28 protein-coding genes are annotated in these 26,556 nt (G+C 72.4%); 9 read left to right on the forward strand and 19 right to left on the reverse strand.

The annotated features are described in order from the left end of the window. The 18 genes from trpA to ABD262_RS08290 all read right to left on the reverse strand — a co-directional run bounded on the left by trpA (position 1) and on the right by ABD262_RS08290 (position 17,367). Positions 1–819, reverse strand: coding sequence for a tryptophan synthase subunit alpha (gene trpA / locus ABD262_RS08205; protein ID WP_344133836.1), 819 nt, complete (start codon positions 817–819; stop codon positions 1–3). Continuing rightward, on the reverse strand, positions 816–2,087 hold the full coding sequence (gene trpB / locus ABD262_RS08210) for a tryptophan synthase subunit beta (RefSeq protein ID WP_344133839.1): 1,272 nt from the start codon (positions 2,085–2,087) through the stop codon (positions 816–818). The genes trpA and trpB overlap by 4 nt, the downstream gene beginning before the upstream one ends. Then, positions 2,084–2,875 carry an indole-3-glycerol phosphate synthase TrpC gene (trpC, locus tag ABD262_RS08215; RefSeq protein WP_344133842.1) on the reverse strand — a complete coding sequence of 264 codons (792 nt, stop codon included), beginning with the start codon at positions 2,873–2,875 and terminating at the stop codon, positions 2,084–2,086. The genes trpB and trpC overlap by 4 nt, the downstream gene beginning before the upstream one ends. Positions 2,876–2,963: 88 nt before the next feature. Continuing rightward, entirely contained in the window at positions 2,964–3,221 is a 258-nt protein-coding gene (locus tag ABD262_RS08220) for an HGxxPAAW family protein (RefSeq protein WP_344133845.1), read from the reverse strand. Positions 3,222–3,302: 81 nt separating this feature from the next. Next, positions 3,303–3,902, reverse strand: a complete 600-nt coding sequence (locus ABD262_RS08225) for a Trp biosynthesis-associated membrane protein (RefSeq protein ID WP_344133848.1) — start codon at positions 3,900–3,902, stop codon at positions 3,303–3,305. Further along, positions 3,899–5,452, reverse strand: coding sequence for an anthranilate synthase component I (locus ABD262_RS08230; protein ID WP_344133851.1), 1,554 nt, complete (start codon positions 5,450–5,452; stop codon positions 3,899–3,901). Before ABD262_RS08230 ends, ABD262_RS08225 begins: the two co-directional genes overlap by 4 nt. Then, positions 5,449–5,814, reverse strand: coding sequence for a phosphoribosyl-AMP cyclohydrolase (gene hisI, locus ABD262_RS08235; protein WP_344133854.1), 366 nt, complete (start codon positions 5,812–5,814; stop codon positions 5,449–5,451). The genes ABD262_RS08230 and hisI overlap by 4 nt, the downstream gene beginning before the upstream one ends. A 64-nt stretch (positions 5,815–5,878) precedes the next feature. Further along, a complete protein-coding gene (locus ABD262_RS08240) occupies positions 5,879–6,394 on the reverse strand; it encodes a nitroreductase family protein (protein ID WP_344133857.1) in 516 nt (171 codons plus the stop codon). 52 nt (positions 6,395–6,446) lie between these two features. Continuing rightward, positions 6,447–7,106: a Type 1 glutamine amidotransferase-like domain-containing protein gene (locus tag ABD262_RS08245; RefSeq protein ID WP_344133860.1), complete on the reverse strand. Its 660-nt coding sequence runs from the start codon at positions 7,104–7,106 to the stop codon at positions 6,447–6,449. A 162-nt stretch (positions 7,107–7,268) separates the two neighbouring features. Further along, positions 7,269–9,329, reverse strand: coding sequence for a spermine/spermidine synthase domain-containing protein (locus ABD262_RS08250; protein WP_344133863.1), 2,061 nt, complete (start codon positions 9,327–9,329; stop codon positions 7,269–7,271). Positions 9,330–9,438: 109 nt separating this feature from the next. Next, positions 9,439–10,251 carry an LLM class flavin-dependent oxidoreductase gene (locus ABD262_RS08255; RefSeq protein WP_344133866.1) on the reverse strand — a complete coding sequence of 271 codons (813 nt, stop codon included), beginning with the start codon at positions 10,249–10,251 and terminating at the stop codon, positions 9,439–9,441. 79 nt (positions 10,252–10,330) lie between these two features. Next, on the reverse strand, positions 10,331–10,588 hold the full coding sequence (locus ABD262_RS08260; RefSeq protein ID WP_344133869.1) for a hypothetical protein: 258 nt from the start codon (positions 10,586–10,588) through the stop codon (positions 10,331–10,333). Continuing rightward, entirely contained in the window at positions 10,585–11,331 is a 747-nt protein-coding gene (locus tag ABD262_RS08265; protein WP_344133871.1) for an SDR family oxidoreductase, read from the reverse strand. Before ABD262_RS08265 ends, ABD262_RS08260 begins: the two co-directional genes overlap by 4 nt. Positions 11,332–11,478: 147 nt before the next feature. After that, complete coding sequence (gene sigJ / locus ABD262_RS08270) at positions 11,479–12,378, reverse strand: RNA polymerase sigma factor SigJ (RefSeq protein WP_344133874.1); 900 nt, start codon at positions 12,376–12,378, stop codon at positions 11,479–11,481. A 138-nt stretch (positions 12,379–12,516) separates the two neighbouring features. Further along, entirely contained in the window at positions 12,517–13,107 is a 591-nt protein-coding gene (locus tag ABD262_RS08275; protein ID WP_344133877.1) for a DUF6529 family protein, read from the reverse strand. A 4-nt stretch (positions 13,108–13,111) separates the two neighbouring features. Then, positions 13,112–13,648, reverse strand: a complete 537-nt coding sequence (locus ABD262_RS08280; protein WP_344133880.1) for a hypothetical protein — start codon at positions 13,646–13,648, stop codon at positions 13,112–13,114. A 102-nt stretch (positions 13,649–13,750) separates the two neighbouring features. Then, positions 13,751–15,532, reverse strand: a complete 1,782-nt coding sequence (locus ABD262_RS08285; RefSeq protein ID WP_344133883.1) for an ABC transporter ATP-binding protein — start codon at positions 15,530–15,532, stop codon at positions 13,751–13,753. Next, on the reverse strand, positions 15,529–17,367 hold the full coding sequence (locus ABD262_RS08290; protein WP_344133886.1) for an ABC transporter ATP-binding protein: 1,839 nt from the start codon (positions 17,365–17,367) through the stop codon (positions 15,529–15,531). The genes ABD262_RS08285 and ABD262_RS08290 overlap by 4 nt, the downstream gene beginning before the upstream one ends. A gap of 64 nt (positions 17,368–17,431) precedes the next feature. Between ABD262_RS08290 and ABD262_RS08295 the strand changes: the two genes are divergently transcribed. From ABD262_RS08295 to ABD262_RS08315, 5 genes are all read left to right on the forward strand, one after another. Continuing rightward, positions 17,432–18,076 (forward strand): TIGR03085 family metal-binding protein, encoded by a 645-nt coding sequence (locus tag ABD262_RS08295; protein ID WP_344133889.1) that lies wholly within the window; start codon positions 17,432–17,434, stop codon positions 18,074–18,076. 155 nt (positions 18,077–18,231) lie between these two features. Continuing rightward, positions 18,232–19,002 (forward strand): hypothetical protein, encoded by a 771-nt coding sequence (locus ABD262_RS08300; RefSeq protein ID WP_344133891.1) that lies wholly within the window; start codon positions 18,232–18,234, stop codon positions 19,000–19,002. Between the two features lie 20 nt (positions 19,003–19,022). Next, entirely contained in the window at positions 19,023–21,086 is a 2,064-nt protein-coding gene (locus tag ABD262_RS08305) for a sensor histidine kinase (RefSeq protein WP_344133894.1), read from the forward strand. Continuing rightward, a complete protein-coding gene (locus ABD262_RS08310) occupies positions 21,086–21,775 on the forward strand; it encodes a response regulator transcription factor (RefSeq protein ID WP_344133897.1) in 690 nt (229 codons plus the stop codon). Before ABD262_RS08305 ends, ABD262_RS08310 begins: the two co-directional genes overlap by 1 nt. A 19-nt stretch (positions 21,776–21,794) precedes the next feature. Next, on the forward strand, positions 21,795–22,088 hold the full coding sequence (locus tag ABD262_RS08315) for a DUF1905 domain-containing protein (protein ID WP_344133900.1): 294 nt from the start codon (positions 21,795–21,797) through the stop codon (positions 22,086–22,088). Positions 22,089–22,167: 79 nt separating this feature from the next. Here ABD262_RS08315 and hisF read toward each other — a convergent pair whose 3' ends face one another. Beyond that, positions 22,168–22,941, reverse strand: coding sequence for an imidazole glycerol phosphate synthase subunit HisF (hisF, locus tag ABD262_RS08320; RefSeq protein ID WP_344133903.1), 774 nt, complete (start codon positions 22,939–22,941; stop codon positions 22,168–22,170). Between the two features lie 31 nt (positions 22,942–22,972). Here hisF and ABD262_RS08325 point away from each other — a divergent pair, with 31 nt between their 5' ends. From ABD262_RS08325 to ABD262_RS08340, 4 genes are all read left to right on the forward strand, one after another. Beyond that, on the forward strand, positions 22,973–23,560 hold the full coding sequence (locus ABD262_RS08325) for a nucleoside/nucleotide kinase family protein (RefSeq protein ID WP_344133906.1): 588 nt from the start codon (positions 22,973–22,975) through the stop codon (positions 23,558–23,560). A gap of 67 nt (positions 23,561–23,627) precedes the next feature. Continuing rightward, entirely contained in the window at positions 23,628–24,203 is a 576-nt protein-coding gene (locus tag ABD262_RS08330) for a DUF5655 domain-containing protein (protein ID WP_344133909.1), read from the forward strand. Between the two features lies 1 nt (position 24,204). Then, a complete protein-coding gene (locus ABD262_RS08335; protein WP_344133912.1) occupies positions 24,205–25,323 on the forward strand; it encodes an FUSC family protein in 1,119 nt (372 codons plus the stop codon). A gap of 23 nt (positions 25,324–25,346) precedes the next feature. Further along, entirely contained in the window at positions 25,347–26,543 is a 1,197-nt protein-coding gene (locus tag ABD262_RS08340; protein ID WP_344133915.1) for an MFS transporter, read from the forward strand. Positions 26,544–26,556 lie beyond the last annotated feature (13 nt).

Consider the following 26,556-nt stretch of genomic DNA (forward strand, 5'->3'; position numbering starts at 1 on the left):
TCAGCGACCGCTCCGGACGCCCTCGGCCAGCTCACCGACCAGGGCGCGGAGCGAGGCGATGCCGGAGGCGAGGTCGTCGGCCTCGGTGAGGCACCGCACCAGCGCCGAGCCCACGATCACCCCGTCGGCGTAGGCGGCGACCTCGGCCGCCTGCGCCCCGCCGGAGACACCGAGACCCACGCACACCGGCTTGTCGGTGACCGCCTTGGTGCGGTTGACGATGACTGCGGCGGCGTCGCCCATCGACGTCCTGGCTCCGGTCACGCCCATGTGCGACACGGCATACACGAAGCCACGGCACTGGGCCGTGACGGCGGCGATGCGCTGCTCGGTGGAGCTCGGGGCGACGAGGAAGACGCGGTCGAGGCCGGTCTCGTCGCTCGCCGCGATCCACTCGGCCCCTTCGTCGGGGATGAGGTCGGGGGTGATGATGCCCGCGCCACCCGCGGCCGCGAGCTCACGCGCGAAGGTGGTGGGCCCGTGGCGCAGGATGAGGTTCCAGTAGGACATGACCAGGGGCGGCGCGCCGGCGGCACGCACGGCCCGGGTCGCCGCGAACGCGTCGGCGACGTGGACCCCGCGCTTGAGCGCCTGGTCGGCGGCGTAGGCGATGACCGGCCCGTCCATCAGCGGGTCGCTGTAGGGGATGCCGACCTCGACGATGTCGACCCCCGCCTCCACCATCGCGACCATCGCCTCGACCGAGCCCTCGACCGAGGGGTACCCGACCGGGAGGTAGCCGACGAGGGCGGCGCGGTTCTCGGCTCGGCACTGCTCGAGGACATGGCCCACCCCGATACCGGTGGTCGTGGAGGTCACAGCTGGGTCCTTCCGTCGCCCTCGGCGCGTGGTTCGTCGGCCGTGCCGCTCGGTGTGGCGTCGCCGTCGATGAGGCCGAACCACTCGGCAGCCGTGTGCATGTCCTTGTCGCCGCGCCCGGACAGGTTGACCAGCAGCAGCGCGTCGGGCCCGAGCTCGCGCCCGACCTCCATGGCCCCGGCGAGGGCGTGCGCCGACTCGATGGCGGGGATGATGCCCTCGGTGCGGCAGAGGAGCTCGAAGGCCTTCATGGTCTGCTCGTCGGTGGCGTAGCGGTACTCGGCCCGGCCGGTGTCACGCAGGTACGCGTGCTCCGGGCCGACGCTCGGGTAGTCCAGCCCCGCGGAGATCGAGTGCGACTCGAGGGTCTGCCCGTCATCGTCCTGCATGAGGTAGCTGAACGTGCCGTGCAGAACCCCCGGCGAGCTGGCCGCGAACCGCGCGGCGTGCCGGCCCGACTCGATGCCCTCTCCCCCGGCCTCGATGCCGATCAGCCGCACCTCGGCGTCGTCGATGAACCGGTGGAAGATGCCCATCGCGTTGGATCCCCCGCCGACACAGGCGATCACGGCGTCGGGCAGGCGCCCGGTGAGGTCGAGGACCTGGCCGCGCGCCTCGACGCCGATCACCCGGTGGAAGTCGCGGACCATCTCGGGGAACGGGTGGGGTCCGGTGACGGTGCCGAGGATGTAGTGGGTGTTGCCGACGTTGGTGACCCAGTCGCGCAGCGCGTCGTTGATGGCGTCCTTGAGGGTCGCGCTGCCGGTCGGGACGGCGACCACCTCGGCCCCGAGCATCCGCATGCGGGCGACGTTGAGGGCCTGGCGCTCGGTGTCGACCTTGCCCATGTAGATGACGCACTCGAGACCCATGAGGGCCGCGGCGGTGGCGGTGGCGACGCCGTGCTGGCCGGCCCCGGTCTCGGCTATCACGCGGGTCTTGCCCATCCGCTTGGTCAGCAGCGCCTGCGCCAGCACGTTGTTGATCTTGTGGGAGCCGGTGTGGTTGAGGTCCTCGCGCTTGAGGATGATCCGGGCGTCGCCGGCATGCGCGGCGAACCGTGGCACCTCGGTGATGATGCTCGGACGGCCCGTGTAGGTGCGGTGCAGGCGCTCGAGCTCACCCATGAACGCCGGGTCGACCATCGCCTTGCGGCGCGCCTCGTCGAGCTCCTCCAGCGCGGGGATGAGCGCCTCGGGCACGTAGCGGCCGCCGAAGTCGCCGAAGCGTCCGGGACGGGCCAGGGGCTCGGGGATCAGGCCGGTCATGGTGTGGCTCCCGCCGCGATGAGTTCGTATGCCGCGCGGCGCGGGTCGCTGCCGCGCACCAGCGCCTCGCCGACCAGGACGGCGTCGGCGCCTTCACCCGCGAACCGGGCTGCGTCGTGTGGTCCCCCGACGCCGGACTCGGCGACCTTGACGCACGTGTCGGGGATCAGTGGGCTGAGCCGACCGAAGGTGTCGGGGTCGACGGCGAGGGTCTTGAGGTTGCGGGCGTTGACCCCGATCACCGACGCCCCTGCGTCGACGGCTCGCCGGGTCTCGTCCTCGTCGTGCACCTCGACCAGCGCGGTCATCCCCAGCTCGTGGGCCAGCCCGTGCATGCGGACGAGGTCGCCCTGCCCGAGCGCCGCGACGATGAGGAGGATGAGGTCGGCGCCGTGCGCCCGAGCCTCGAACAGCTGGTAGTCGTCGACCATGAAGTCCTTGCGCAGCACCGGGATCCGCACCAACTTGCGCACCGCGTCGAGGTCGTCGAGCGATCCGTGGAACCGGCGTCGCTCGGTGAGGACGCTGACTGCGGTGGCTCCCCCGGCTTCGTACTCTGCGGCAAGGGCTGCGGGGTCGGTGATCGGCGCGAGGGCGCCCTTGCTGGGGCTGGCCCGCTTGACCTCGGCGATCAGCGCCAGACCCGGCCGGCGCAGCGCCGTCTCGGCGTCCAGGGCGGGGGCCGCCGCCGCCGCCTGGTCCTCGATCCGGTCACGGCTGACGACCGCCTGCGCGTCGGCGAGGTCTTCGCGGACGCCGGCAACGATGTCGTCGAGCACAGTGGGCATGTCGACAGGCTATCCAGCGGGACTGGGAGCTCCGTGCTGGGGTCAGCCGGTGGACGCGTTGCCTGTGGGCTACTTGACGCCCTGCGGGCTACTTGACGCCGAGCTCGGGCTTGTTGCTGTCGGGGCTGTCCGGTCCGTCGAGCGTCGTCGCACCGTAGCCGGCGAGCGACAGCACCTTCCCGGCCACCGCACCGACCACACAGATGACCAGGCCGATGACGAACACCGCCACGTTGGCGACGGCCACACCCCAGGCGGCGACGGCCGACCCGAGGAGGATGATGCCGACCCCTACCCACGCGGCGAGGCTGTGTCCGTGGTCTTCGTGGATCTCGTGCTCTGCCATCGGTTTGGCTCCTGCTGGTGGTCGGTGGTCGGACGCGGTGGGCCGGCGACCTCGGTCGCCGCTGGCTCGGCGCCCATTCTGTCAGGTGCCCGCGCCGCCGTCGCGCAGCGTGGGGTCGTCGCCGGCGTCCAGCCGGTCCCAGTCCGTCGCGACGCGCTGGCCCCGCGCCCCGGCGGACGTCGTGGGAGCCTCGTAACGGGCGCCCAGCCCGCGCCAGCGGGCGGCGCCGAGCCACCCCGCCACGGAGGCGAGCACGAGCAGCACGCCGGCCACCACGCACAGCCACGGCCACGCGGTGATGGTGGCGTGCGTCTCGATCGACCCCGTGCGCCCAGCGGCCTTAGCGGCGATGGCGCCCAGCGGGTCTTCCGGAGCCAGCGCGACGCGGGCCGCCACGACCGACTCCGCGACACCGGCGAGGGCCAGCACGCCGAGCGTGATGCGCCGCACGACGACGCCGCCGGTGGCGCTGGCCAGGGCGGCTGCCGCTCCGACGAGCGCCAGGGCGACGACGCCCGAGGCGACCTCGGTGCCGGTGCCGGAGATCCGGCTCGCCCCGAGCACCGCGTCGTCGACGGTGCCGTTGGCCCACACCCGGCCACCACTGGCCAGCAGGATGCCGGACCCGAGGAGGGCGAGCACCACCACCGTGAGCTTGGAAGTCAGGCGGGAGCGGTTCACTCGACGGTCCTCAGGGCTGCGGCGGTGGCCACCGCGCGCAGGGCAGCGGCGGCCTTGTTGACGGTCTCCTCGAACTCCGACGTCGGCACCGAGTCGGCGACGATCCCGGCGCCGGCCTGCACGTGGGCGGTGCCGTCCTTGATGACGGCGGTGCGGATGGCGATCGCCATGTCGAGGTCGCCGTGGAAGTCGAGGTAGCCGACCACCCCGCCGTAGACGCCACGACGGCTGGGCTCGTAGTGCTCGATCAGGCTGAGCGCCCTCGGTTTCGGGGCGCCGGAGAGGGTGCCGGCCGGGAAGGTCGCGACCAGCACGTCGTAGGCCGACTGGTCCGGGCGGATGTCGCCCACGACGGTCGACTCGAGGTGCGTCACGTGGGAGTAACGGCGGACGTTCATGAACTCGACCACGTCGACCGTGCCCGCCGCACACACCCGCTGGAGGTCGTTGCGCCCCAGGTCGACGAGCATCACGTGCTCGGCCCGCTCCTTCGGGTCGGCGAGGAGGTCCTCCGCCAGCCGCTGGTCGTCCTCGGGGGTCTTGCCCCGCGGACGTGAGCCGGCGATCGGGTGGGTGATGGCGCGACGGCCGGTCACCTTGACGAGGGCCTCCGGTGACGAGCCGACCACGTCGTAGGTCGTGCCGTCACCCGCGGGGAGCCGCAGGAGGTACATGTAGGGGCTGGGGTTCGACGAGCGCAGCGCACGGTAGACGTCGAGCGCGTCTGCTGTGCAGGGCGTCGAGAACCGTTGCGACAGGACGACCTGGAACACCTCCCCCGCCCGGATGTCCTCCTTGGCCTGCTCCACCATGTCCTCGAAGGCGGCCTGCGTGAGGTTGCTGCGCACCTCGTCGCGCGCCGCGGCGAAGGCGACCCGGTCCACGGTGGCCACCGTGGATGCGGCATCAGCGGCGAGGTGGCTCGTCATGGCGTCGAGCCTCGACACCGCATCGGCCCAGGCATCCTCGACGCGCTCGTCCGTGGCGTCGTAGTTGACCGCGTTGGCGACGAGCAGCACCGAGCCGTCGGCGTGGTCGAGCACCGCCAGGTCGGTCGCGAGCATCATCGAGATCTCCGGGAGGCCCAGCTCGTCGGGCAGGGCGGCCGGCACCTTCTCCCAGCGGCGCACGGCGTCGTAGGTGATCGCGCCGACCATGCCGCCGGTCAGCGGCGGCAGCCCCTCGATGGGTTCGGTGGCGAGGGCCGCCACGGTGTCGCGCAGGGCCTCGAGGGGGTTGCCGTCAGTGGGCACGCCGACCGGCGGCTCCCCCACCCAGTGCGCCCGGCCGTCGCGCTCGGTGAGCGTCGCCCGGCTGGCGGCGCCCACGATGGAGTACCGGGACCAGACGCCGCCGTGCTCGGCGGACTCGAGCAGGAACGTGCCGGGCGCGTCCTGGGCCAGCTTGCGGTAGAGGCCCACCGGGGTCTCCGCGTCGGCCATCAGCCGGCGCACCACCGGGATGACCCGACGGTCCTTCGCGAGGATCTGGAAGGTCTCGAGGTTCGGCCAGGTGGTGCCGAACGACAGGTCGGGGCTGACGTCCGTCACGGCTCGACCACGCTCGCCGCGAGGTCACCGGCGTCGAAGCAGGTGCGGTCGCCGGTGTGGCAGGCGGCCCCGACCTGGTCGACCCGCACGAGGAGGGCGTCACCGTCGCAGTCCAGCGCCACCGAGCGCACGTGCTGGACGTGGCCGCTGGTGTCACCCTTGCGCCAGTACTCGCCACGGCTGCGTGACCAGAAGGTCACCCGTCCCTCGTCGAGGGTCCGCCGCAGCGCCTCGTCGTCCATCCAGCCCAGCATCAGCACCTCGCCGGTGTCGTGCTGCTGGACGATGGCTGCCACGAGGCCCTGCGCGTCGCGCTTGAGGCGCGCCGCGATGGCCGGGTCGAGGACTGCTGGCGAGGTCACCCGGCCATTCTGCCGTGCGGGCCGGTGGGTGGTCAGGGCGCGTCCAGCGCCGACGTGCGACAGCTCACCAGCCGCCGCGGTGCACGACCTCGTCGAAGGGGCGGCGGTTGAGCCGCTCGATGACTGCCAACGGCTTGTCCGACGGATACCCGACGGAGAGGATGAAGGCCAGGAACCGACCGTCGGGAAAGTCCAGCACGGCCCGGGCCTGGGCCTGGTCCGTGGCTGCAGCATGGCCCGTCCCGATGCCCAGGTCGGCCGCGGCGACGGTCATGGCGTAGGTGGCCTGGCCCAGGTCGAACTGGAGCAGGGCGGACTGCCGATCGTCCTGCGGCTCCGGCGCGACGATCGCGATCGCCGCCGCTGCTCCGGCGACGTGCCGTGCGCCCTGCCAGACCTTGGCCAGCTCGACCAGCTGGGCCCGGTCGGTGACGAGCACGAAGTCCCACGGCTGCCAGTTGCCCGCCGACGGGGCACGTCGGCCAGCCTCCACAATCCGGTCGAGCGCCTCATCAGGGACTGGCTGCTCGGTGAACTGTCGAACGTTGCGTCGCGCCCGCAGGGCGTCCCAGGTCTCCACCACCTCATCGTGCGCCTCGGGCGCGGCGGAGACCAGCCCCCTCCGCAGACCACTAGCCGAGCCGTTTCCACTGCCCCTCGCTCACCACCTCGACCGTCTCGGCGGCCACCTTGATGGCCGTCTGGTCGTCGATGACGTAGGCCGGGCCGCCGATGTCGCTGGCCCAGGACTCGGCCTGGTCCATCGTGTTGGTGGGGAAGACGTCCAGGTGCGGGAAGATCGAGAAGTCGACGACACCCAGCGTCCGGTCGTCCGCCGCGCCACCCCACTCGACGAACCAGTTACCGATCCGGGGCGTCAGCACCATGCTGCCCGCGCTCACCCCGACCCAGACCAGGTCGGGCAGTGAGGGCAGGAGGTCGGCCAGCCCGGACTGCCGCATCCAGTGACACAGGAACGTGGCGTCGCCGCCGTCCACCAGGAGCACGTCGGTCTCCCGCACCCAGGGGACCCAGCGCTCCTCGCCGATGCTGGGCAGTGCGGTGAGCTCGAGGACACCCAGCGACTTCCACCCCAGCGTGGACAGGCCACCCCACGGTGGCAGGCCACTGACGAAGCCACGCACCGAGGTGGGCCCGCACATGGGGTGGCCCCACTGGGCCGTGGGGATGCAGAGGGCGTTGGAGTCGGCGATCGGTTTGCCCAGCAGGTCGACCAGCGCATCGCGGATGCTCGGGTTGGTGACCCCGCCGGACGTGAGGAGAAGCTTCACAGTGCCTCCGGAGAAGACTCGGTGGATGGTGACGTGCAGACTGGCGGGCACCGCAATACTCATCGCCGGCGCCGCGGCGCACCACCGGAGCCGCGGCTCAGGTGCCCGGTCATGGATCCGGCATCCGCACCCGACCTGCGTCCGGCCACGCCGAGGAGGACGTCACGCGCGACGGGCACCCAGGTGCCGGTAGCCGGTGAGCAGGGCGCCCCCGTAGAGCACCGCGACCACGACGAGCAGCGCGTTGAAGCCGAAGATGAGGGCGAGGTACTCCAGCGCCCCGCCCACCATGGCGCCAAGCAGGTTGGCCCCGAACGCCACGGTGCTGGAGCCGGCGCCCTTGAAGCGCACCGCGAAGAGCAGGTTGGCGATAAAGATCGGGGCGAAGGCGATGGTCACGCCGGCCAGGAACCGGGGCGCCAGCGAGAGGTCGAGCAAGGCGTCCTGTGGAATCAGCCAGGCCGCCGCGAGCGCGGCCAGCAACGCGGCATACAGGAGGACGGGGCGACGGATGGTGACGCGACGCGCCACCTCGATCGCCGCGAGGACGCTGAGGAGCACCCCCGCGAAGACCGCGGCGTTGACCGCCCAGGTGGTGCCGAAGAGCAGGGCGAACTGCACGACGTTCTTGGTCTCCAGCAACAGGAACGCGGCGCCCATGAAGAACAGGTCGACGTAGGGCCGCATGGTCCGGAGCGGACCGGCGACGGTGCGCACCCCCACGACGGAGGCCAGGAGCACGAGCCCGAGCATCCAGAGGTAGAACGACGGGATCGTGCGCGACCCGAGGTAGGGGAACGGGCGGTCGTCGACGGACGGCTCGAGGGCGGCGGTCCTCGGCGACCACGTCGTGGTGCACCCGCCGGTGCTGGCGTCCTTGCGCAACGTGAGCACGGCCTGCTGACGCGGTCCGTAGCTCGGGCCGAGCTGCACGCAGGGAGCGGCGTCGTAGACCGTGCGCACGGTGTTGGCGTAACGGTCGAGCAGCCACGGCTCGTAGTAGTTGTACATCGCGAAGGTGCCGTCGGGCTTGAGCAGCGATCGGGCCTGCGTCAGCGCCTGCGTGGTGAAGAGGTAGTTCTCCAGCCGGAGCGCGGACTGCCCGGTGACGATCGTCGCCGAGTCGGGCAGCGCGAGCAGGATGAGGTCGTAGCGGCGGTAGGTGCGCTCCATGAACGCCCGGCCGTCGTCGACGTGCGTGGTCACGCGCGGGTCGGAGTAGGGCCGGTCGGGGTGGTGGTCGCGCCCGAGCTGCAGGAGGGCCGGGTCGATCTCGACGGCATCGACGCGCTTGGCGCCCTGCGCGAGCGCCACCGCGACGTCGTTGCCGGTGCCCGCGCCGATGACGAGGACGTCATCGCGAGAGCCCGCGTAGGTGTAGGGGTAGAGGTAGAAGGGCGAGTCGCGCCGGATGTCGGCCACCGGGAGGGCGGTCTGGAGCGGGGTGTTGTTGACCTCGACCCGGAACAGGCCGCCGGCCAGCTCGGTGGTGTGGATCTTGTAGTAGGGCGACCACTGGAAGCTGCCGACGACGGACTCGGCGCCCAGCATCAGGACGAGGGCGCCGAGCGCGACGGCCGGCCACCGCCGCAGCCACCGCACCCGCCGGCCGAGCAGGACGACGAAGACGACGCCCGCGACCAGCCCCCACCCCAGTGGGGGCAGCTGCAGGAACGACAGCGCCGCGAAGCAGGCGATGCCGGTCAGGCTGCCCATGACGTCGAGTCGGTAGGCCTCCAGCGGCGCGAACCTCGCGAAGGTCCGCGCGACCTCCTCGGCCAGTGCCATGAGCGTCCCCACGGCGAGGACGAAGATGACGCTCAGGCTGACCCACCGCGGGAGCGGCGCCTGGTCGAGCAGCCCGACCAGCTGCCACCGCCCGCCCTTTCCCGTGCCCGTGCGGACGGGGAAGGCCAGGACGAAGCCGACCAGCGCGGCGAGGAGCACCGGCGCCAGCGGGAAGAGGTCGCGGGCCGCCCGGGCCCGCAGGAACCCCATGCCGATGCCGAGGAAGCTCGCCAGCAGGACGAAGTTGGTCATGTGGACGAGGTAGAGGTTGTTGGACGACGTCCACCTGATCAGGGCGAGCTCGACGAACAGCATGAGGGCGCTCGCGAGGACCAGCCGTGTGCGGTCGCCCGGCGCCATGAGCCGCGACCGGCCCGTGCTCGCCTGCGCGGGTGGGTGCTCCACGACGTGGTCCACCTCGTCGTCCAGCTGCATCGCATCCCCCTCGTATGCCGGTCGGCACTGACCGAGGGCAACGTAGCAGCGGAGCTGCCTGCGTGAGCCGCTACGCGGCCATCACCCGGTCTGCCCGACGGTCCGGCGGTTACCGGCCGGCCAGGGCTGCCACCACAGGGGCCATCGTCTCGGCGAAGTCGGCGCCGATGACGACGTAGGAGAAGCCCAGCTCCTCCCGCCGTCGCTGGACCTCCTCGATGGCAGCCACGGGGTCGTCCGGGAGCACCAGCAGCGAGTCGGCCTCGCGCAGCGCGGCAGGGTCGGTCTCGCGGGCCGACGCCATGAACGCCGCGACCCCGTCGCCGACCACCGGCACGTGGAGGGCGAGCTCGACGTCCCGCGTCGAGCGGAAACCCAGGGCGAGGTCGGCGACCTCTGCACGGGTGTCCGTGGACGTCGTGGAGAAGGTGACCGTGTCGGCGACCTCGCTCGCGAGGGCCTGTGCCTTCGGCCCGCGCACGGCCATCACGACCGGCGTGTGCAGCTCGGGTCCGTCGAGGTCGCGCAGCTGCGACACGGCCGCCCGCACCTGCCCCAGCCGCTCCCCGGGCGTGGTGACGGGAAGGCCGCGCTCGCGCAGCTCGTCCTCGATCCCGGGCCGGCCGGTCCCGACGCCCAGCTCGAACCGACCCTCGGTGAGCACCGAGAGCGAGTGCGCCTCCCAGGCCAGGCTCCACGCCGGCCGCATCGGCGCGGCATACACCCACGTCCCGACCCGGAGGTCGGTGGCGAGCGCGGCCGCGAGCGCGAGGGTCGGGGCCGGTGCCGGCTGCCAGAGCGGGACGTCGGGCATGAGCAGCGTCGAGTAACCCAGGTCGGCGACCTTGCGCACCCGGTCGCGCCAGGTCGGCAGGTCGGTGAGCACGGGGGCCACCACCCCGAACCGGAACGGTCTCGTCATGGCCGTCATTATGCTCAGCGCGCGCTGGCTCGAAGCCCCAGCCCGCTGGCCCGCAACGGCCCTGGCCGGGGGACCGCTTCTACGACACCCCCCTCGACGGGCCGAGGTCGAGGGTCGTCGCCGCGCCCCGCAGGCTCCGCAGCTCCGCCTCGTAGTAGCCGAGCTCGAGCGTCGCGAGCGAGTCAGCGGCGTCGATGACGACGCCGCCGGTGGCATGGTCGCCGGCGCCGCCGGACGGGTCGACCGCCCGCTGGAGGAGCTCCGCAGCAGCGATCTCCTCGCCGGCCTCTTCGGCCATGGCGACCAGGTCGTCGTGGTGCGGGTTCGTGGCGTTCACTCGGACTCCTTGGCCCAGGCCTCGTAGGAGGTGGAACCGAGCTCGGCGTCCGGTCCGGGCACGAGGCTGTCGTCGGCGAGCTCGGTCCCGAAGTACCTGGCGTGCGAGTCGACCACCAGCTCCCGCGGGTCGCCGGCGGCGGCGAGCGCAGCCGCGATGAACTCGTCCATCCGGACCCGCTCGGGGCCACCGATCTCCTTGACGCCGTCCAGCGGTGCGGACGCTGCGGTCCTCGCCACCGCAGAGGCGACGTCACCCGACGCCATCGGCTGGTAGTGCACCGGTGCCAGGTGGAGCGCGCCGTCGACCGTAGAAGCGTCGGCGATGGCCCTGGTGAACTCGAAGAACTGGGTTGCCCGGACGATGGAGTAGGGGACGCCGGACTCGCGGATGAGTTGCTCCTGGGCCGCCTTGGCCCGCAGGTAGCCGCTGTCCGGAAGGGTGCCCGTGCCCACCACGGAGAGCGCCACGTGGTGGCACACGCCGGCCTCCAGCTCCGCCGCGAGGAGGTGGCCGGTCGAGGTGACGAAGAAGCTCAGGACGTCGTCGTCCGCGAAGGACGGCGAGTTCGACACGTCGACGACGACGTCCGCCCCGACCATCACCTCGGCCAGGCCATCGCCGGTGAGGGTGTTCACCCCCGTCTGCGGCGAAGCGGCCACGGCCTCGTGGCCGTGGTCCGTCAGAGTCGCGACGACCTGCGAACCGATGAGTCCTGTGCCGCCGATGACGATGACCTTCATGGCTGGTCCTTTCCGAGACAGTCGAGGGAGACGGCGTCAGCGCCGCCACCCCTTTGACCGGACAGCGTTCCCGGATGTGACAGCCTGTGCCGGGCTGCGGCTGCGCTCCGGCGGGGGCGCCCTGGTGACCTGGCCCGGGGTGCCTGACTAGCCCGGGAGGTGCGTGAGCTTGGCGGGCGCCATGACCCACATCAGCTGGTCGATTCCGGCGGCCGACGTGCTGACGCTGAGCAGCGCCAGAGCCGTGTCTCCGCGCGTCACCAGCACGGAGGGCCGGCCGTTGGTCTCGAGCCAGGTGAGACTGGTGCCGGCCCACCAGTCCGCCCAGCCCGCGACGAAGCGTGCGACCTTGTCCCTGCCCACGACGGGTCGACGGGCTGCCCGCGGCGCGATCCCCGCGCCGTCGGAGGTGCTGACCACGTCGGCCGCCAGGGTCAGCTCGAGCCGTTCCAGGTCGCCGTCCCGCGCAGCGCCCACGAAGGCCTCGAGCAGGGCTCGGTGCTGGGCCGGGTCGACCGGGTCACGGCGGGTCGACTGGATGTGCTTCCTGGCCCGGCTGACGAGCTGGCGCACGTTGGGCGCGGTGGTGTCGAGGACCTCCGCGATGTCGTCGTACGGGTAGACGAAGGCCTCCCGGAGCACATAGGCGGCGCGGTGCTCGGGGCTGAGCTTCTCCATCAGGACGAGGACCGCCGCGTCGAGGGCTTCTGCGGTCTCGGCGCCGAGGGTGGGGTCGGCACTGGTCTCGACCGGTTCCGGCAACCATGACCCGACGTACTGCTCCCGCCGGAAGCGCGCGGAGTCCAGGGTGTTCAGGGCGAGCCGGGTGGTCACCGTCGTGAGGAACCCGGCGGGGTTGCGCACCACCGAACGGTCGGTCTCCTGCCAGCGCAGCCACGCCTCCTGCACGATGTCCTCGGCCTCGGCCACGCTCCCCACGATGCGGTAGGCGATGCCGAAGAGCCGTGGGCGCCCCTCGTCGAAGACCTCCGCGGCCGACTCGAGCGCCTGACCCGACGAGTTCTCGTCTCCCGCTCGCGACGTCATCGTGGCTCCTTCGACCGCCACCGCGCGCCACCCTGAGTGCGCCGGTCCGTTGCCGTGCATCATGGCACGGCGGCACCGCGCGCCTGGCCGGTGCCGGGGTCAGGACCTGCGCGCCAGATGTCGGCGCATCCCGGCGGCTCAGTAACCTCTGGCCGGCCAGCCCTTCGCGCTGAGGTACCACACCGCCGACGTCGTCACCACGGCCACGAGGAGCGTGAAGAGCAGTCCACCCGCGACCGGGAGGAACCACCCCGGCGCACGCCTCGACCGCACCGCGACGACCTTGGTCACCACCGCACCGATGACCGCGCAGCCGAGTATGCCGTGCACGACGGTCCGCGTGGACACGGGCTGACCGTCGGCGAGGGTCCCCGACTCCAGGCCCAGCGCCCAGAGGCAGTGGTAGGCGACGAACACCATCAGCACGAGCGCGACCGAGCCGGAAACCCGGTGTGCGGTCCCGAGCCACGAGGGCGCCGGCACGCCCAGCTTGCCGTAGAGCCACAGGGCACCGACGAGCTGGAGGACGGCGATCACCCCGATGGCAACGGTGACGACGACCTTCATGGCCAGCACCGTCCGGAAGCCGAGGGTCGTCGTGCCCGCCAACGTGGGGTCGTGCACCTTGCCGAAGACCCCGACGAGCACCGCGACGACCGCCCCGATGCCGAACCCCGTCAAGGGGACCGCCAGACTCCTCGGTGGCGCAGACGGCACACGCTCAGCCATGAGGTCAGGATGCTCCTGCGCGACCGCCCCCGCCATAGCCCGCCGGAGCCAGCGGTCGGCGCACTGAGGCGTCGACCTCCACGGCACCGCGGGGTGTCCGCGACAACCGGGCCAGCACCACTGCCTCGGCGGCTGCCTTGCCCGCCGCGACGAGCGACAGCTCGGGCAGCTCGACCCACCGCGTGTGGGCGGTCGTGTCCTCGGACCCCGGCGCCAAGGCGGGCACCAGGCCTTCGGGCGACTCGTGCCACGTGACGACGAGGTCCCTGACCCAGCGCCGGGCCTGCTGAGGCGGAGCCAGCCGCACGGTGAGCGGCTGCGTCACGACGATCTCGCGCCCGCAGGGGTCGATCGCCAGGCCGGGGTCGACCCGGAGACTCCCCCGGCCCACGCTGACGTCCAGGCCGGACACGACGCCGAAGCCGTGCAGGCGGTTGTGGAGGTAGCGCATCTCCCGGTGGTACTCCTGCTCGACCGCGAGGTCCTCAGCGGTGAGCAGCATCCCGGTGAAGAAGTTCACCCGACGAGGTTGGTCAGCCATGCTGCAGTATCCACCGTGCAGTCGGTCGTGGTCCCTCCCCTTGTCGGTCCGCGGCGCGGGTGCACCTGCTCCGTCCGGCGAGGCTGCGACCCCTCGACCTCCTCAGCCGCGCTGTTGGGCCGCCCACGAGGCGTGGAGCGCGGCATACACGCCGTCCTGGCGGACGAGGTCGCGGTGCGGTCCGCGCTCGACGATGCGGCCACGGTCGACCACGATGACCTCGTCGGCCGCTTCGGCAGTGGAGAGCCGGTGCGCGATGGCGATCGACGTGCGCCCGCGGGTGAGGCCCTCGAGCGCCCGCTGGAGGCGGACCTCCGTGGAGGGGTCGACCGCCGACGTCGCCTCGTCGAGGACGAGGAGGTCGGGGTCCGCCAGGTAGGCGCGGGCCAGGGCGACCAGCTGTCGCTCGCCTGCCGACAGCGACTCGCCACGCTGGCCGACCTCGGTGGCAAGGCCTTGTGGGAGCCCGGCGAGCCACGCGTCGAGGCCCAGCTCGGTGATGGCGAGCCGCACGTCCTCGTCGGTGGCCTCGGGGCGACCGAACCGGACGTTCTCACGCAGCGTCGCGTCGAAGAGGAAGCCTTCCTGCGGTACGAGCACGACGCGTTCGCGCAGCGAGGAGAACCGCACGTCGCGCAGGTCGACCCCGTCGATGCGCACGGTGCCCTCGGTCGGGTCCATCAGCCGGGTCAGCAGCTTGGCCAGGGTCGACTTGCCCGACCCGGTCTCGCCGACGATCGCGACCCGGGAACGCGGAGCGATCGACAGGTTGACGTCGTGCAGGACGGTGTCACCACCGGGGTAGGCGAACGACACCGCGTCGAAGTCGACCGTGATCGGTCCGCGAGGCAGCGACTGCCCGTCGTCGCCCGGGTCGGCGACGTCGGCAGGGGTGTCGATGACACCGATCACCCGGCGCCACCCGGCCACGGCGTTCTGGAGCTCGTTGAGGATCTCGGTCGCCTGCTGCACCGGCTGGGTGAACAGGTTGACGAGGAACAGGAAGGCCAGCAGCTGGCCCAGGGTGAGGTGCCCGGCCGAGGCTTGCACGGTCCCGACGACCAGGACGACGGCCAGGGTCAGTCCGGCGACGAGCTGACCCGAGGAGAACGCCACCACCGACCGCACCTGCGCCCGGATCGAGGCCGCGCGGTGCGCCTCGATGGCCGCGTCGATGCGGGCCGCGGTGCGCTCCTCGACGCCGTAGGCGCGGATCGTGGCCGCCCCCACGACCGACTCCGACACGGCGGCCAGCAGGTCGCCGACCCGCTCTCGGACGATCGTGTAGGCCCGCCCCACGATGGCCTGGAACCGGCGGATCACGAAGAGCAGCGGCACGAAGCAGAGCCACACGACACCGGTGAGGAGGGGGCTGTAGAAGAACATCAGCCCCGTGGCCACGGCGATCTGGCCGAGGCTGAGCACCAGGATGATGCCGCCGAACTGGACGAACTGGCTGATCGTGTCGACGTCAGAGGTGACGCGGCTGACCATGGAGCCACGCCGCTCGGTGTTCTGGGTGAGCATCGACAGGTCGTGGATGTGACGGAAAGCCTTGAGCCGCAACGACGCCAGCCCGGCCTCGGAGGACCGGAAGAGGCGGACGTTCACGGCATACGCACTCGCGGCGGTGATGACCACGGCGATCAGGGCGAAGAGCACGTAGCGGGTCACGAGACCCGGGTCGGGGCCGTCCTTGCCGACGAGGCCGTTGTCGGTCGTCTGCTGCACGACGAAGGGCACGACGATCCGGCCGACCGTGGTCACCGCAGCGAGGCCCAGGGTGACCCCCAGACCGCGACGCAGCTCCGGCGACAGGTCGAGGCCGCGCTTCAGGGTGGCGACCGTGCCGAGCGACGAGGTGACGTCGATCGAGGTGCTCACGCGTCCACCTCCTCGTCTGCGGCGACGGCCGCGCGCTCGGCGGCCTCACGGGCGTAGGCGGTGACCAGCTGCTGGTAGCCGACACACCGCGCCTCGAGCTCCTGGTGGGTGCCGTGGTCGACGACCCGACCCCCCTCGACGTAGACGATCTGGTCGGCGAGCGTGATCGTCGACATGCGGTAGGCGACGACCAGCACCGAGGTGCCGGCACTGGTCTTGCGCAGCCCGGCCAGGATCGCCTGCTCCACTGCCGGGTCGACCGCGCTGGTGGCGTCGTCGAGCACCAGCAGCTGCGGGCCGCGGATCACGGCGCGGGCCAACGCGATCCGTTGCCGCTGACCGCCTGACAGGGAGGTGCCCCGCTCCCCCACACGGGTCTCGATGCCGAGCGGCAGCTCCTTGACGAATCCGCTGGCCTGCGCGACGTCGAGCGCCGCCCACACCTGCTCGTCGGAGTAGTCGCCACCGAGCGTGACGTTGCCGCTGACGGTGTCGTCGAACATGAAGGTCTGTTGCGGCACCAGGGCTGCCACCGCGGACACCCCGCCCCGCGCGACCTCGCGCAGGTCCATCCCGTCGAGGGTCACCGTGCCGTGGTGGGGGTCGACGAGGCGCAGCGTGAGGTTGGTGAGGGTGGTCTTGCCCGACCCCGTAGGTCCGACCAGGGCCACCGTCGAGCCGGCCCGGACCTCGAGGGACACCCCGTGGATGGCCTGGAAGGTCGACTCCTCGCCGGCCTCGTCGATGATGTCGTAGGAGTAGTCGACCCCGTCGAGCCGGGCGTGCGAGGCCCCACGACGCTCCAGCTCGGTGGTCCCGAAGGTCAGCTCGCCCCGCGCCTTGAGGACGGCGTCGACGCGGTCCCAGCCGACGACGGTTCGCGGCAGCTCGCCGAGCACCCAGCCGAGGGCGCGCACCGGGAAGGCCAGCACGGAGATGAGGTAGGCCACCTGCACCACCGCTGCCGGCGTGAGCGCGCCGTTCGCCACCTGGTGCGCGCCGACGGCGAGCACCGCCAGGGTGCCGAGGGTCGGGATCGACTCGATGACGGGGTCGAAGGTACCCCGCGTGCGTCCCACCTCGACGTTGGCCGCCTGCAGCCTGCGGGTGACCTCCTCGAACCGGTCGGACTCCTGCTGCTCGCGCCCCATCGACTTCACGATGAGCGCCGCCTCGAAGCTCTCGTGGGCCACCTCGCTGACCTCGGCCCGCAGCTGCTGGGCCCGCGAGACCCGCGGCGACATCGCCCGCTGGAAGACCATGTTGGCCAGGAAGAGCGCCGGGAAGACGGTGAGCCCGATGATCGCCATCACCGGGTCGACGAGCACCATCTGCACGATGCCGGCCACGAGCATGATGACCACCCCGATGGCCATCGGCAGCGGCGCGAAGACGTTCCAGGTCGCCTCGACGTCGGCGTTGGCGTTGGAGAGGAGCTGTCCCGACGGGTGCCGGTGGTGCCAGGCGAGGGGAAGCCGCAGGTACTGCCGGGTCACCTCGCGGCGGAAGCCGGCAGCGACGTTGTACATCGTGAAGCCCGCGGCGATGCGCCGGATGACGACACCGACGACATTGATGACGACGACGCCGGCGATCCAGCCGAAGATGGTCCACAGCTGGGCTGCGGTCGCGTGCCCGGCGGCCACGGCCGGCTGCACCTGCTCGCGGGTCACCTTGCCGATCGCCCAGGCGGTGAGGACGGTCATCACGCCGTAGAGCGCGCTCCCCGCGACGGCGAACGCGAACCAGCGTGGCTCCCGACGCACCCCCACCCACACGATCTGCAGGCTGCGCTTCAGCGACGGCGCCGCAACGGCTGACGCGTCGAGCGACACTGCTGACCTCCGAGAGCTGGGTTGGGAGACCCAACCCTCTCACGGGGGCAGGCATGATGACGTCATGACCCACCTCGCCCGGCTCGAGCGCGAATCCCTGTGTGACACCTTCGACGCGGTCGGGCCCGACGCGCCGACCCTCTGCTCACCGTGGACCACTGCCGACCTCGCAGCGCACCTCGTCGTGCGCGAGCGACGACCCGACCTCGCCCCCGGCATCTGGCTCTCCCCGCTGGCCGGGCGACTCGAGGAGGGCCAGGCCGAGTACGCCGCCAAGCCGTGGCCGGAGCTCGTCGACCTGGTCCGCTCGGGGCCCCCCTCGTGGGCGCCGACCCAGCTGTCCTCGGTCGACGACGCCGTGAACTTCGTGGAGTTCTTCGTCCACCACGAGGACGTCCTGCGCGGTGACGGACAGGTCGGGCCCCGCCGAGAGGTGTCACTGCGTGAGCAGAAGGCCCTGTGGAAGACCCTCAAGCGGATGGGCAGGCTCTTCTTCCGTCGCAGTCCCGTCGGCGTCGTGCTCGAGCGGACCGACGGCAAGTCGCTCACCGTCCGGGGCGAGACCGAGCTCGGCACGGTGACGCTGCGTGGCGAGGCCACCGAGCTAGTCCTCGCGGCATACGGCCGCCGTCGAGTGGCCGACCTGCAGGTGACCGGCAGCGACGAGGCCGTGCAGGCCCTCTGGGACGCGCCGCTCGGGTTGTCCTAGCGCCGCTCCTGGCTTGTGGCCTGCGTGACCGCCGCCCGGGGGGCTCGGTGTCCCCGCCGGTCTTGCCGTCCTGTCCCTGTTCGGTGGGACAACCGGCCCGTGACCGTGGTGTCACCACCCAGAGCCCGCCAGGGCCCGAGCCAGGAGCCACCACCATGAGCGCCATCGACGCCACCACCGACAGCTACTCCCACCACACCCTCGTCCGGGACGACGTGCCCGTCGAGATCTCCACCACCACGACCGAGCGCCCGACCTCTCCGTACCGGAGCCGGGCCTGGGCGCTGACCGGCGCCGGCGCGGCGATCGCCTACCTCGCCGGGTCGATCGCGGGGGGCGTCGCCGACCCGGTCTACGACCCGGCGAAGTCCGGGGACCCCCGGGCGATCATGGCCGCGTTGGCCGAGGGCCGCACCGCGCTAGCGGTCTTCCACGGCTTCACGACCCTCGCCGCCCTGCTGCTGCTCGTCTTCGGCGCCGGCCTGGCCCGGCGACTCAGGGCGAGCCTGCCGGTCGGGAGCATCCTGCCGTCCGTCGCCAGCGCCGGGGTCATGGTCACGGCGGCCATGCAGGTCGTCGGTTCCGGTCTCGACACGGAGTTCATCGAGGGGGTCACGCGACCCGACACGTTCGTCGCCGAGAGCACCGCGCTGTACGGCCACTGGATCGGCACCATCCCCTACGTCTGGGTCACGGCCGGCGCCAGTGCGCTCGCCCTCGCCTGGGCCTCGCTCCGGCACCGGGGCGCGCCTCGCTGGATCGGAGTGGTCAGCCTCGGGCTCGGCGGCGCGTCCGTCGTCGCCGGGATCTCCCCGCTGCAGTACGTCGCCGGCATGACGGCGCCCCTGTGGATGCTCGTCGTCGGCATCGGGCTCGCCGTGGGCGACCGGGCGTTTCGCCACGGAAACCAGCCCGCCGCCGCCTGACCACGGGAGATGATCTCCCCGTGACCACGCCGGCCACCACGTCCGATCGCCGCCAGCTGCTTCCCCTCGGGGCGCTGGCGGCGGTCGCCGTGGTCCTGTTCGCGGGCACCCTCGTCCTCGTGGCCTCGGTCCCCGGCACCGACCGGGCCCGCCTCGGCCCGCACTTCGGCCCCGGCTGGGACTCGGGACTCAACGGACTCCTCCTCGTCGGCCTCGCCCTGGTGGTGCTGACGCGGATCCCGCGCCAGCCCGTGGGCCGGGTGATGGCCTTCTCCGGCCTCTTCTGGGTCGCGGTCGGTCTCGCCGACGGGTATGCCGCGTGGGGCCTCCTGCCGGCGCTGCTGGGCACCGGGCCCGTCCGGCCCGGCGCGTGGTTCGCCCTCTGGGTCACCGCTCGGCTGGGCTCGTTCCTGCCGGTCGGCATCCCACTGCTCCTGCTGCTGTACCCCGACGGACGCCTGCTGGGTGGGCGCTGGGGTGTCGCGAGTCGCGCGGCACTCGCGGCGATGCTCACCTGGGCCGCAGCGGTGACCCTGCTCCCCGGCGGCCCGGTCACCGGGGCCGAGGGAGGGGTCGACCTGGACCGCGGCACGCTGCCGGTGGCCCCGGCGGTCGGCGACGCCGTGATCCCCGTGCTGGTCATCGCGGCAATCGCGGGCGCCATCGTCGCCCTCGCCACGGTGGCGGTCCGGCACCACCGCGCCCGCGGCCTCGAGCGCCGCCGGATCCGCTGGCTCCTCTGGGCCGCGCTGGCCGATGTCGTCCTGGCCGTCCTGGCCACCGCCTTCGTCGGGGAGCGCCTGGGGACGGCCGTCTTCGCGGTGGTGGTCGTGCTGCCCGCGGTCGCCGTCACGATCGGGCTGGTCCGCCCGGACGTCGTGCAGGTCGACGACCTGCTCTCGTGGACCCTCGTCCACGGACCGACCTCCGTGGCGGTCGTCCTCGTCGAGCTCGGCGTGCTCGGTGTGCTCGACGAGGTCGTCGACGGCCCCCTCGACCTCCGCCTCGTCGTGCTGGTGGTGCTCGCCCTCGCCCCGGCCGTCTACTGGCCCCTGCGGCACCTGCTCGTCGGTCGCGTCCATCGGCTGGTGTTCGGCACCCGCGACGACCCGTACGACGTCGTGGCCGGCCTCGCCTCCCGGCTCGAGAGCGAAGGCGACGCGGCTGGGCAGCTGGCGGCAGTGGCGGACGCGGTGGCGCGCGCGTTCGGGGTGGCCTACGTGCGGGTCGAGGTGGACCGACCCTCGGGCGAGCGCCTGACCGCCACCCACGGGACCGCTCCATCCGCGACCCGAACGCTGCCGATCTCGTTCCGCGACACGGTGGTCGGGCGGATCATGCTGCCGCGAGAGGGGATCCGCGCCCGGCTCTCCCGCCGTGACGAGGCCCTGCTGTCCGACCTCGTCCGCCAGGCCGCCATCGCGGCCCGCACCGAACGCCTGGCCGAGGAGCTCCAGGACATCCGCCAGCGTCTGGTCCTCACCCGCGAGGAGGAGCGACGGCGCATCCGCCGCGACCTCCACGACGGCCTCGGGCCTGCCCTGTCGGGCGTGGTCTTCCGCATCGAGTCGGCGCGGCTGCTCGTGTCGACCGACCACGAAGCCGCCGACCGGGCCCTCGAGGTCGGTCGCGACCAGCTGCGCGACGTCATCGCCGACGTACGCCGTCTGGTCCACGACCTGCGCCCACCCGCACTGGACGACCTCGGTCTGCTCGGGGCCCTGCGGCAGCAGGCTGACGGCCTGTCCTCGCCCGGGTTCGGAGTGCACGTGGCGGCGGACAGCGTCGGCGAGCTGCCCGCAGCCGTGGAGGTCGCGGCATACCGGGTCGTCGGGGAAGCCGTGACGAACGCCGCCCGCCACGCCCGGGCAACCCGATGCGAGGTCCGCCTCACGGTCGACGACCATGCGCTGCAGGTCGAGGTGGCCGACGACGGGGTCGGGGTCACCCCCACCGCTGTCGCCGGCGTGGGGCTGGTGTCCCTGCGCGAGCGGGTTGCCGAGCTGGGCGGTCGCAGCGAGGTCGTGTGTCCCCCGTCAGGCGGCACCACCGTCCGCGCCTGGCTACCCCTGAGGAGAGCGTGATGACCGACCAGACCACCGACCCACGCGACGAGCCCACCGCAGGAGGCGCCGTGCGCGTCGTCCTCGCCGACGACCACCAGATCATGCGCGACGGGCTCGTCGCCCTGCTCGAGGCGCTGCCCGGGCTCCAGGTCGTCGGCACCGCGGGCGACGGCGCCGAGGCCGTGCGCGTGTGCGGGGCGACCCGGCCGGACGTCGTCGTCATGGACATCCAGATGCCGGCCGTGGACGGCATCGAGGCGACCCGGCAGGTGGTCACGGCCCACCCCGGGACCGCCGTCGTGATCCTGACCATGAACGAGGACGACGACACGATCATGAGCGCCCTGCGCGCCGGTGCACGCGGCTACCTGCTCAAGGGCTCCTCCGCGACCGAGGTGGAGCAGGCGATCCGTGCCACGGCCTCCGGCGGGATGGTGTTCGGCGCCTCCCTGGCCGCCCGCGTCGCCGACTTCCTCTCGGTGCGCCCCCGCAGCCCGGAGGTGCCCTTCCCCGAGCTCACCGACCGCGAGCGCGAGGTGCTGGACCTGCTCGCCGCAGGCCGCTCCAACGCCGAGATCGCGCGACACACCTACCTCTCGGACAAGTCGGTACGCAACGCCGTGTCCTCCATCTACGGCAAGCTGCACGCCGCCGACCGGGCCGACGCCATCATCAAGGCCCGTGAGGCCGGGCTGGGTCGCGACTGACCGGTCGTAGCATCGGCCCATGGGAGAGCAGGTCGAGTTCACCGCCCCGCTGTGGCAGTGGGGCGCCCGCGACTCCTGGTTCTTCGTGACCCTCGACGAGGAGGCCAGCGAGGTGGTCGGCGAGCGGCCGCCTCCCGGTCGCGGGTTCGGGTCGGTGCGGGTGCGGGTCACGGTCGGCACCACCACGTGGACGACCTCCGTCTTCCCGGGTGACGACGGACGCTACGTCCTCCCCGTGAAGAAGGCCGTGCGGGTGGCCGAGTCGATCGAGGAGGAGGACCCCGTGACGGTGCTCCTCGAGGTGCTCGACTAGCTCACCCGGGCGCGCCGTCCAGCCCTCAGCGGACCGTGATGCCGTCCAGCCCTCAGCGGACCGTGATGCCGTCCAGCCCTCAGCGGACCGTGATGCCGTCGTGCCGCAGGGCGTCCTTGACGTCGCCGATGGTGAGCTCGCCGAAGTGGAAGACGCTCGCGGCGAGCACGGCGTCCGCGCCGGCCCGGACCGCCGGGGCGAAGTGCTCGACGCGACCCGCTCCCCCGCTGGCGATGAGCGGGATCCGCACCGCGTGGCGCACCACCTCGATCAGCTCGACGTCGAACCCGTCCTTGGTGCCGTCGGCGTCCATCGAGTTCAGCAGGATCTCGCCCGCCCCCAGCTCGGCGGCACGGGCGCACCACTCGACGGCGTCCAGGCCGGTGCCCTGTCGGCCGCCGTGGGTGGTGACCTCGAAGCCACCGACGGGGTGGCCCGCGCCATCGACGCGCCGCCGCACGTCTGCCGACAGCACGAGGACCTGCGAGCCGAAGCGGTCTGCGACCTCGGCGATCAGCTCGGGTCGGGCGATCGCTGCGGTGTTGACCCCCACCTTGTCGGCCCCCGCCCGCAGGAGCCGGTCGACGTCGGCCACCGTGCGGACGCCGCCGCCGACCGTGAGGGGGATGAAGACCTGCTCGGCGGTGCGGCTCACGATGTCGTAGGTCGTCTCGCGGTTGCCACTGCTGGCGGTCACGTCGAGGAAGGTCAGCTCGTCAGCGCCCTGCTCACCGTAGAGCTTCGCGAGCTCGACCGGGTCGCCGGCATCGCGCAGGTCGACGAAGTTGACTCCCTTCACGACTCGGCCGGCATCGACGTCGAGACAGGGGATCACGCGGGTCGCAACACTCACCCGGCGAGCCTAGCGATCTAGTCTGGAGTGCATGCCCGTCGACCAGAGAGCGACCATGCCCGTCGACCAGAGAGCGGTGGTGGCCTCGATCGTCGCCCTCGTCGACGCCAGCCAGCCTCTCTGCGGCAGCACGCACCTGGTCTGCATCGACGGCCCGAGCGGTGCCGGCAAGACCACCCTGGCCCACGACGTGGCGGCCGACCTCGCCGCCCCGACCGTGCACATGGACGACCTCTACCCGGGGTGGGACGGCCTGCGGGCCGGCACGCACCGCGCGCAGGAGTGGGTCGTCGGCCCGCTGACCGAGGGCCTGCCCGCCCGCTACCGCCGCTGGGACTGGGTGGCCGGTGAGTATGCCGAGTGGGTGCAGCTTCCGTCGTCGGAGATCGTCGTGCTCGAGGGTTGCGGTTCCGGAGCGCTTCCCGCGGGCAAGGCCGCCTCCGTGCTGGTCTGGGTGGAGGCCGAGGAGTCGGTGCGACGAGCCCGCGGCCTGGCCCGTGACCCCGGCTACGGGCCGTTCTGGGACCGCTGGTCGGCCCAGGAGCGCAGGCTCTACGAGGCCGACCGCACCTGGGAACGCGCCGACGTGTTCCTCGACACCACCCACGACCGCCGCTGACCGCCACACGGGGGTTGCGGGGTGCGGTAGGGGGCGGGGTGGTCGCGCGGCATACATAATCGGGGCCATGGAACCCGCAGACATGATGGCCGCGGTCACCGGGTCGATGCAGGAACGCACCGGTCGCACCCTCGACGAGTGGGTCGCGCTCGTCGACGGGGCGGGTCTCGACGCCCTGGACCAGAAGGCCGTGCGGGCCTGGTTGCGCGACGTCCACGGCGTGCCGCAGAACTCCCAGTGGGCCATCGCCGTCGCGGCCGCGACGGCGGCGGGGTGGAGGCGACCGGACCCCGACGGCTACACGGATGCGCTCTACGGCGGGGCCAGGGCGCACCTGCGCCCGATCCACGACGCGATCATCACGCTGGCCGAGGGCCTCGGCGAGGATGCCCATCGCGAAGGTCGAGGCAGCTACATCCCGGTGGTCCGACGCACCCAGTTCGTGGCGGTCGCCCCCGGTCCCCGTGACACCGTGCGGGTGGGCTTCCGGTTCCGCGGCGAGGTGCCCGACGACGAGCGGCTCTCCCCCGCCAAGGGATTCGCCCAGTCGACCCACTGGCTGCACCTGTCGGCCGACGCGGACGAGGACGACCTGCGCTCGCTCGAGCCGCTGCTCGAAGCCGCCTACGCCCAGAACGGCTGACGTGTCGACCGTCGACCTCGCCCGCGCCGCCCGCCGCTCGCGCCGCGAGGCCCGGGTGCGCACCGACCGGCTGGTCAGCCGGATGTTCTTCATCATCCAGTGCGGCCTCGGCGCGGCCACCGCGTGGTGGGTGGCCAGCGACGTGCTGCACCACAACCGGCCCTTCTTCGCCCCCGTCACGGCGATGATCTCCCTGGGTATGTCGTTCGGCCAGCGGCTGCGGAGGGTCACCGAGGTGATGATCGGGGTGGCCGTGGGCGTCTTCGTCGGCGACGTCTTCGTGCACTTCTTCGGGTCGGGGTCCTGGCAGATCATCGTCGTGGTCGTGCTCTCGATGAGCGTCGCCGCCCTGCTCGGCGCCGGCATGCTGCTGATCACCCAGGCCGGCGTGCAGTCGGTGATCGTCACGACCCTGGTCGCCGGCTCGGGGCAGGCGTTCACGCGCTGGCTCGACGCCGTGGTGGGTGGTGGTGTGGCGCTGGCCTTCACGCTCGTGGCGCCCGCCGCTCCCCTGCGCCGACCACGCCAGCAGGCGTCCCTGGTCGTCCACGAGATCGGCGAGATCCTGGCCGACACGGCGCGCTCGCTGCGCACTGGTGACTCCGACCTGGCTTCGGCCACGCTGTCCCGGGCGCGGGAGTCCGAGGGCATGCTCAACGAGGCGAGGGCGCTGTCGGCAGAGGGCATCGCCGTCGTGCGGCTGTCGCCGTTCCGCCGCCGCCACCTCCCGGGGGTCCAGGCCATCGCCGACCTGCTGGAGCCCCTCGACCGCGCGATCCGCAACCTGCGGGTGCTCGTCCGGCGCGCCGCGATCGCGACGTGGCGCGAGGAGGCGGTCCCCACGGCCTACCTGCGGTTGCTCGACTCGCTGGCCGAGACCAGCCAGGACATCGCCCGCGAGCTGGGTGAGCGACGGCTGCCGACCAACGCCAGGGTGGGCCTGCAGCGGATCGGTGAGGCCAGCGCCGTCATCGACCCGTCGGCCGGGCTGTCGGGCGAGGTGATGCGGGCCCAGATCCGCTCGATGGTGGTCGACCTGCTGATGCTGACGGGCCTGCCCTACGACGAGGCGCGTGACATGGTGCCCGAGTCGATGACCACCGGCCCGCAGGACGACTGAGCGCGGCTGCGAGACTGGCGAGGATGTCCACCCGCCGCCACCCCCACCTCCCGCCCGTCTGGTTGATGGCGCTCGCGCTCGTCGCCGTCGCCGCCAACCTGCGCACCGCGATGGCCAGCGTGCCGCCCCTCACCGAGACCATCGCCGACGACCTCGGGCTGTCCAACACCGCTCTCGGGGCGCTGACCACGTTGCCGGTGCTGTGCATGGGGCTCTTCGCCCCGAGCGCGCAGCGGATCGCCGCCCGCCTCGGCGCCGCGGCCTCGGTCGAGCTGTCGATCGTGTGCGTGGCCCTCGGGCTCGGGCTGCGGCTCGCGGGTGGCGCCACCTGGCCCCTGTATGCCGGGACCTTCCTCGCCGGGGTGGGTATCGCCATCGGCGGCACGCTCCTTCCCGGCCTGGTGAAGGAGCTCTTCCCACCGGAGCGCGCCGGGCTGGTCACCGGCCTCTACATGCTCGCGATGATGGGTGGGGCCGGTGCGTCCTCGGCGTTGTCGGTGCCGCTGGAAGGCTGGCTGGGGTCGTGGCAGGCCTCCTTGTCGTCGTGGGCCCTCCTCGCCGTCGTGGGGGTGCTCGCCTGGATCCCGGTGCTGACCGGGCACGCGCGGCACCGGGCCGCCAACCCGACCGTCGTCGCGCCCGCGCGGCTGCCCTGGCGGCACGTGACAGCGTGGCTGGTCGCCGGATACCTCGCGGTGCAGTCGGTCGAGTTCTACTCGACCCTGGCCTGGCTCGCGCCGTCCTACACGGACCGGGGCTGGGACCCGACCCACGCCGGCTACCTGCTGTCGGTCTTCACCGCCGCCCAGCTGGTCTCCGGACTGCTCGCGCCCGCCCTCACCGACCGCATCCACGACCGGCGGGTGCTGCTGCTCTCCGCGTCCGTGCTCGGGTTGCTCGGGCAGGCCGGTCTCTGGCTGGCGCCCAACGGGGCGCCCTGGGTGTGGACGACGGTCCTCGGGTTCGGGCAGGGAGCATCCTTCGCCCTCGGGCTCGTGCTGATGGTCGACTACGCCGGATCCCCTGCCGCCAGTGCACGGCTGGCCGGGATGGCGTTCCTGTTCAGCTACACGATCGCGTCGTTCGGGCCCGCGAGCATGGGTGCCCTGCGCGACCTGAGCGGTGGCTTCACCGCTGTCTGGGGCACCCTGACCGTGCTGATGATCGCCCAGGTCGGCTTCTCCGCCCTGCTCCGACCGGGTCTTCGCAAGGTGGACTGACCGCGCCTGCGGA

This window comes from Pedococcus bigeumensis, assembly GCF_039531795.1.
In the GTDB taxonomy this organism is placed as follows: domain Bacteria; phylum Actinomycetota; class Actinomycetes; order Actinomycetales; family Dermatophilaceae; genus Pedococcus; species Pedococcus bigeumensis.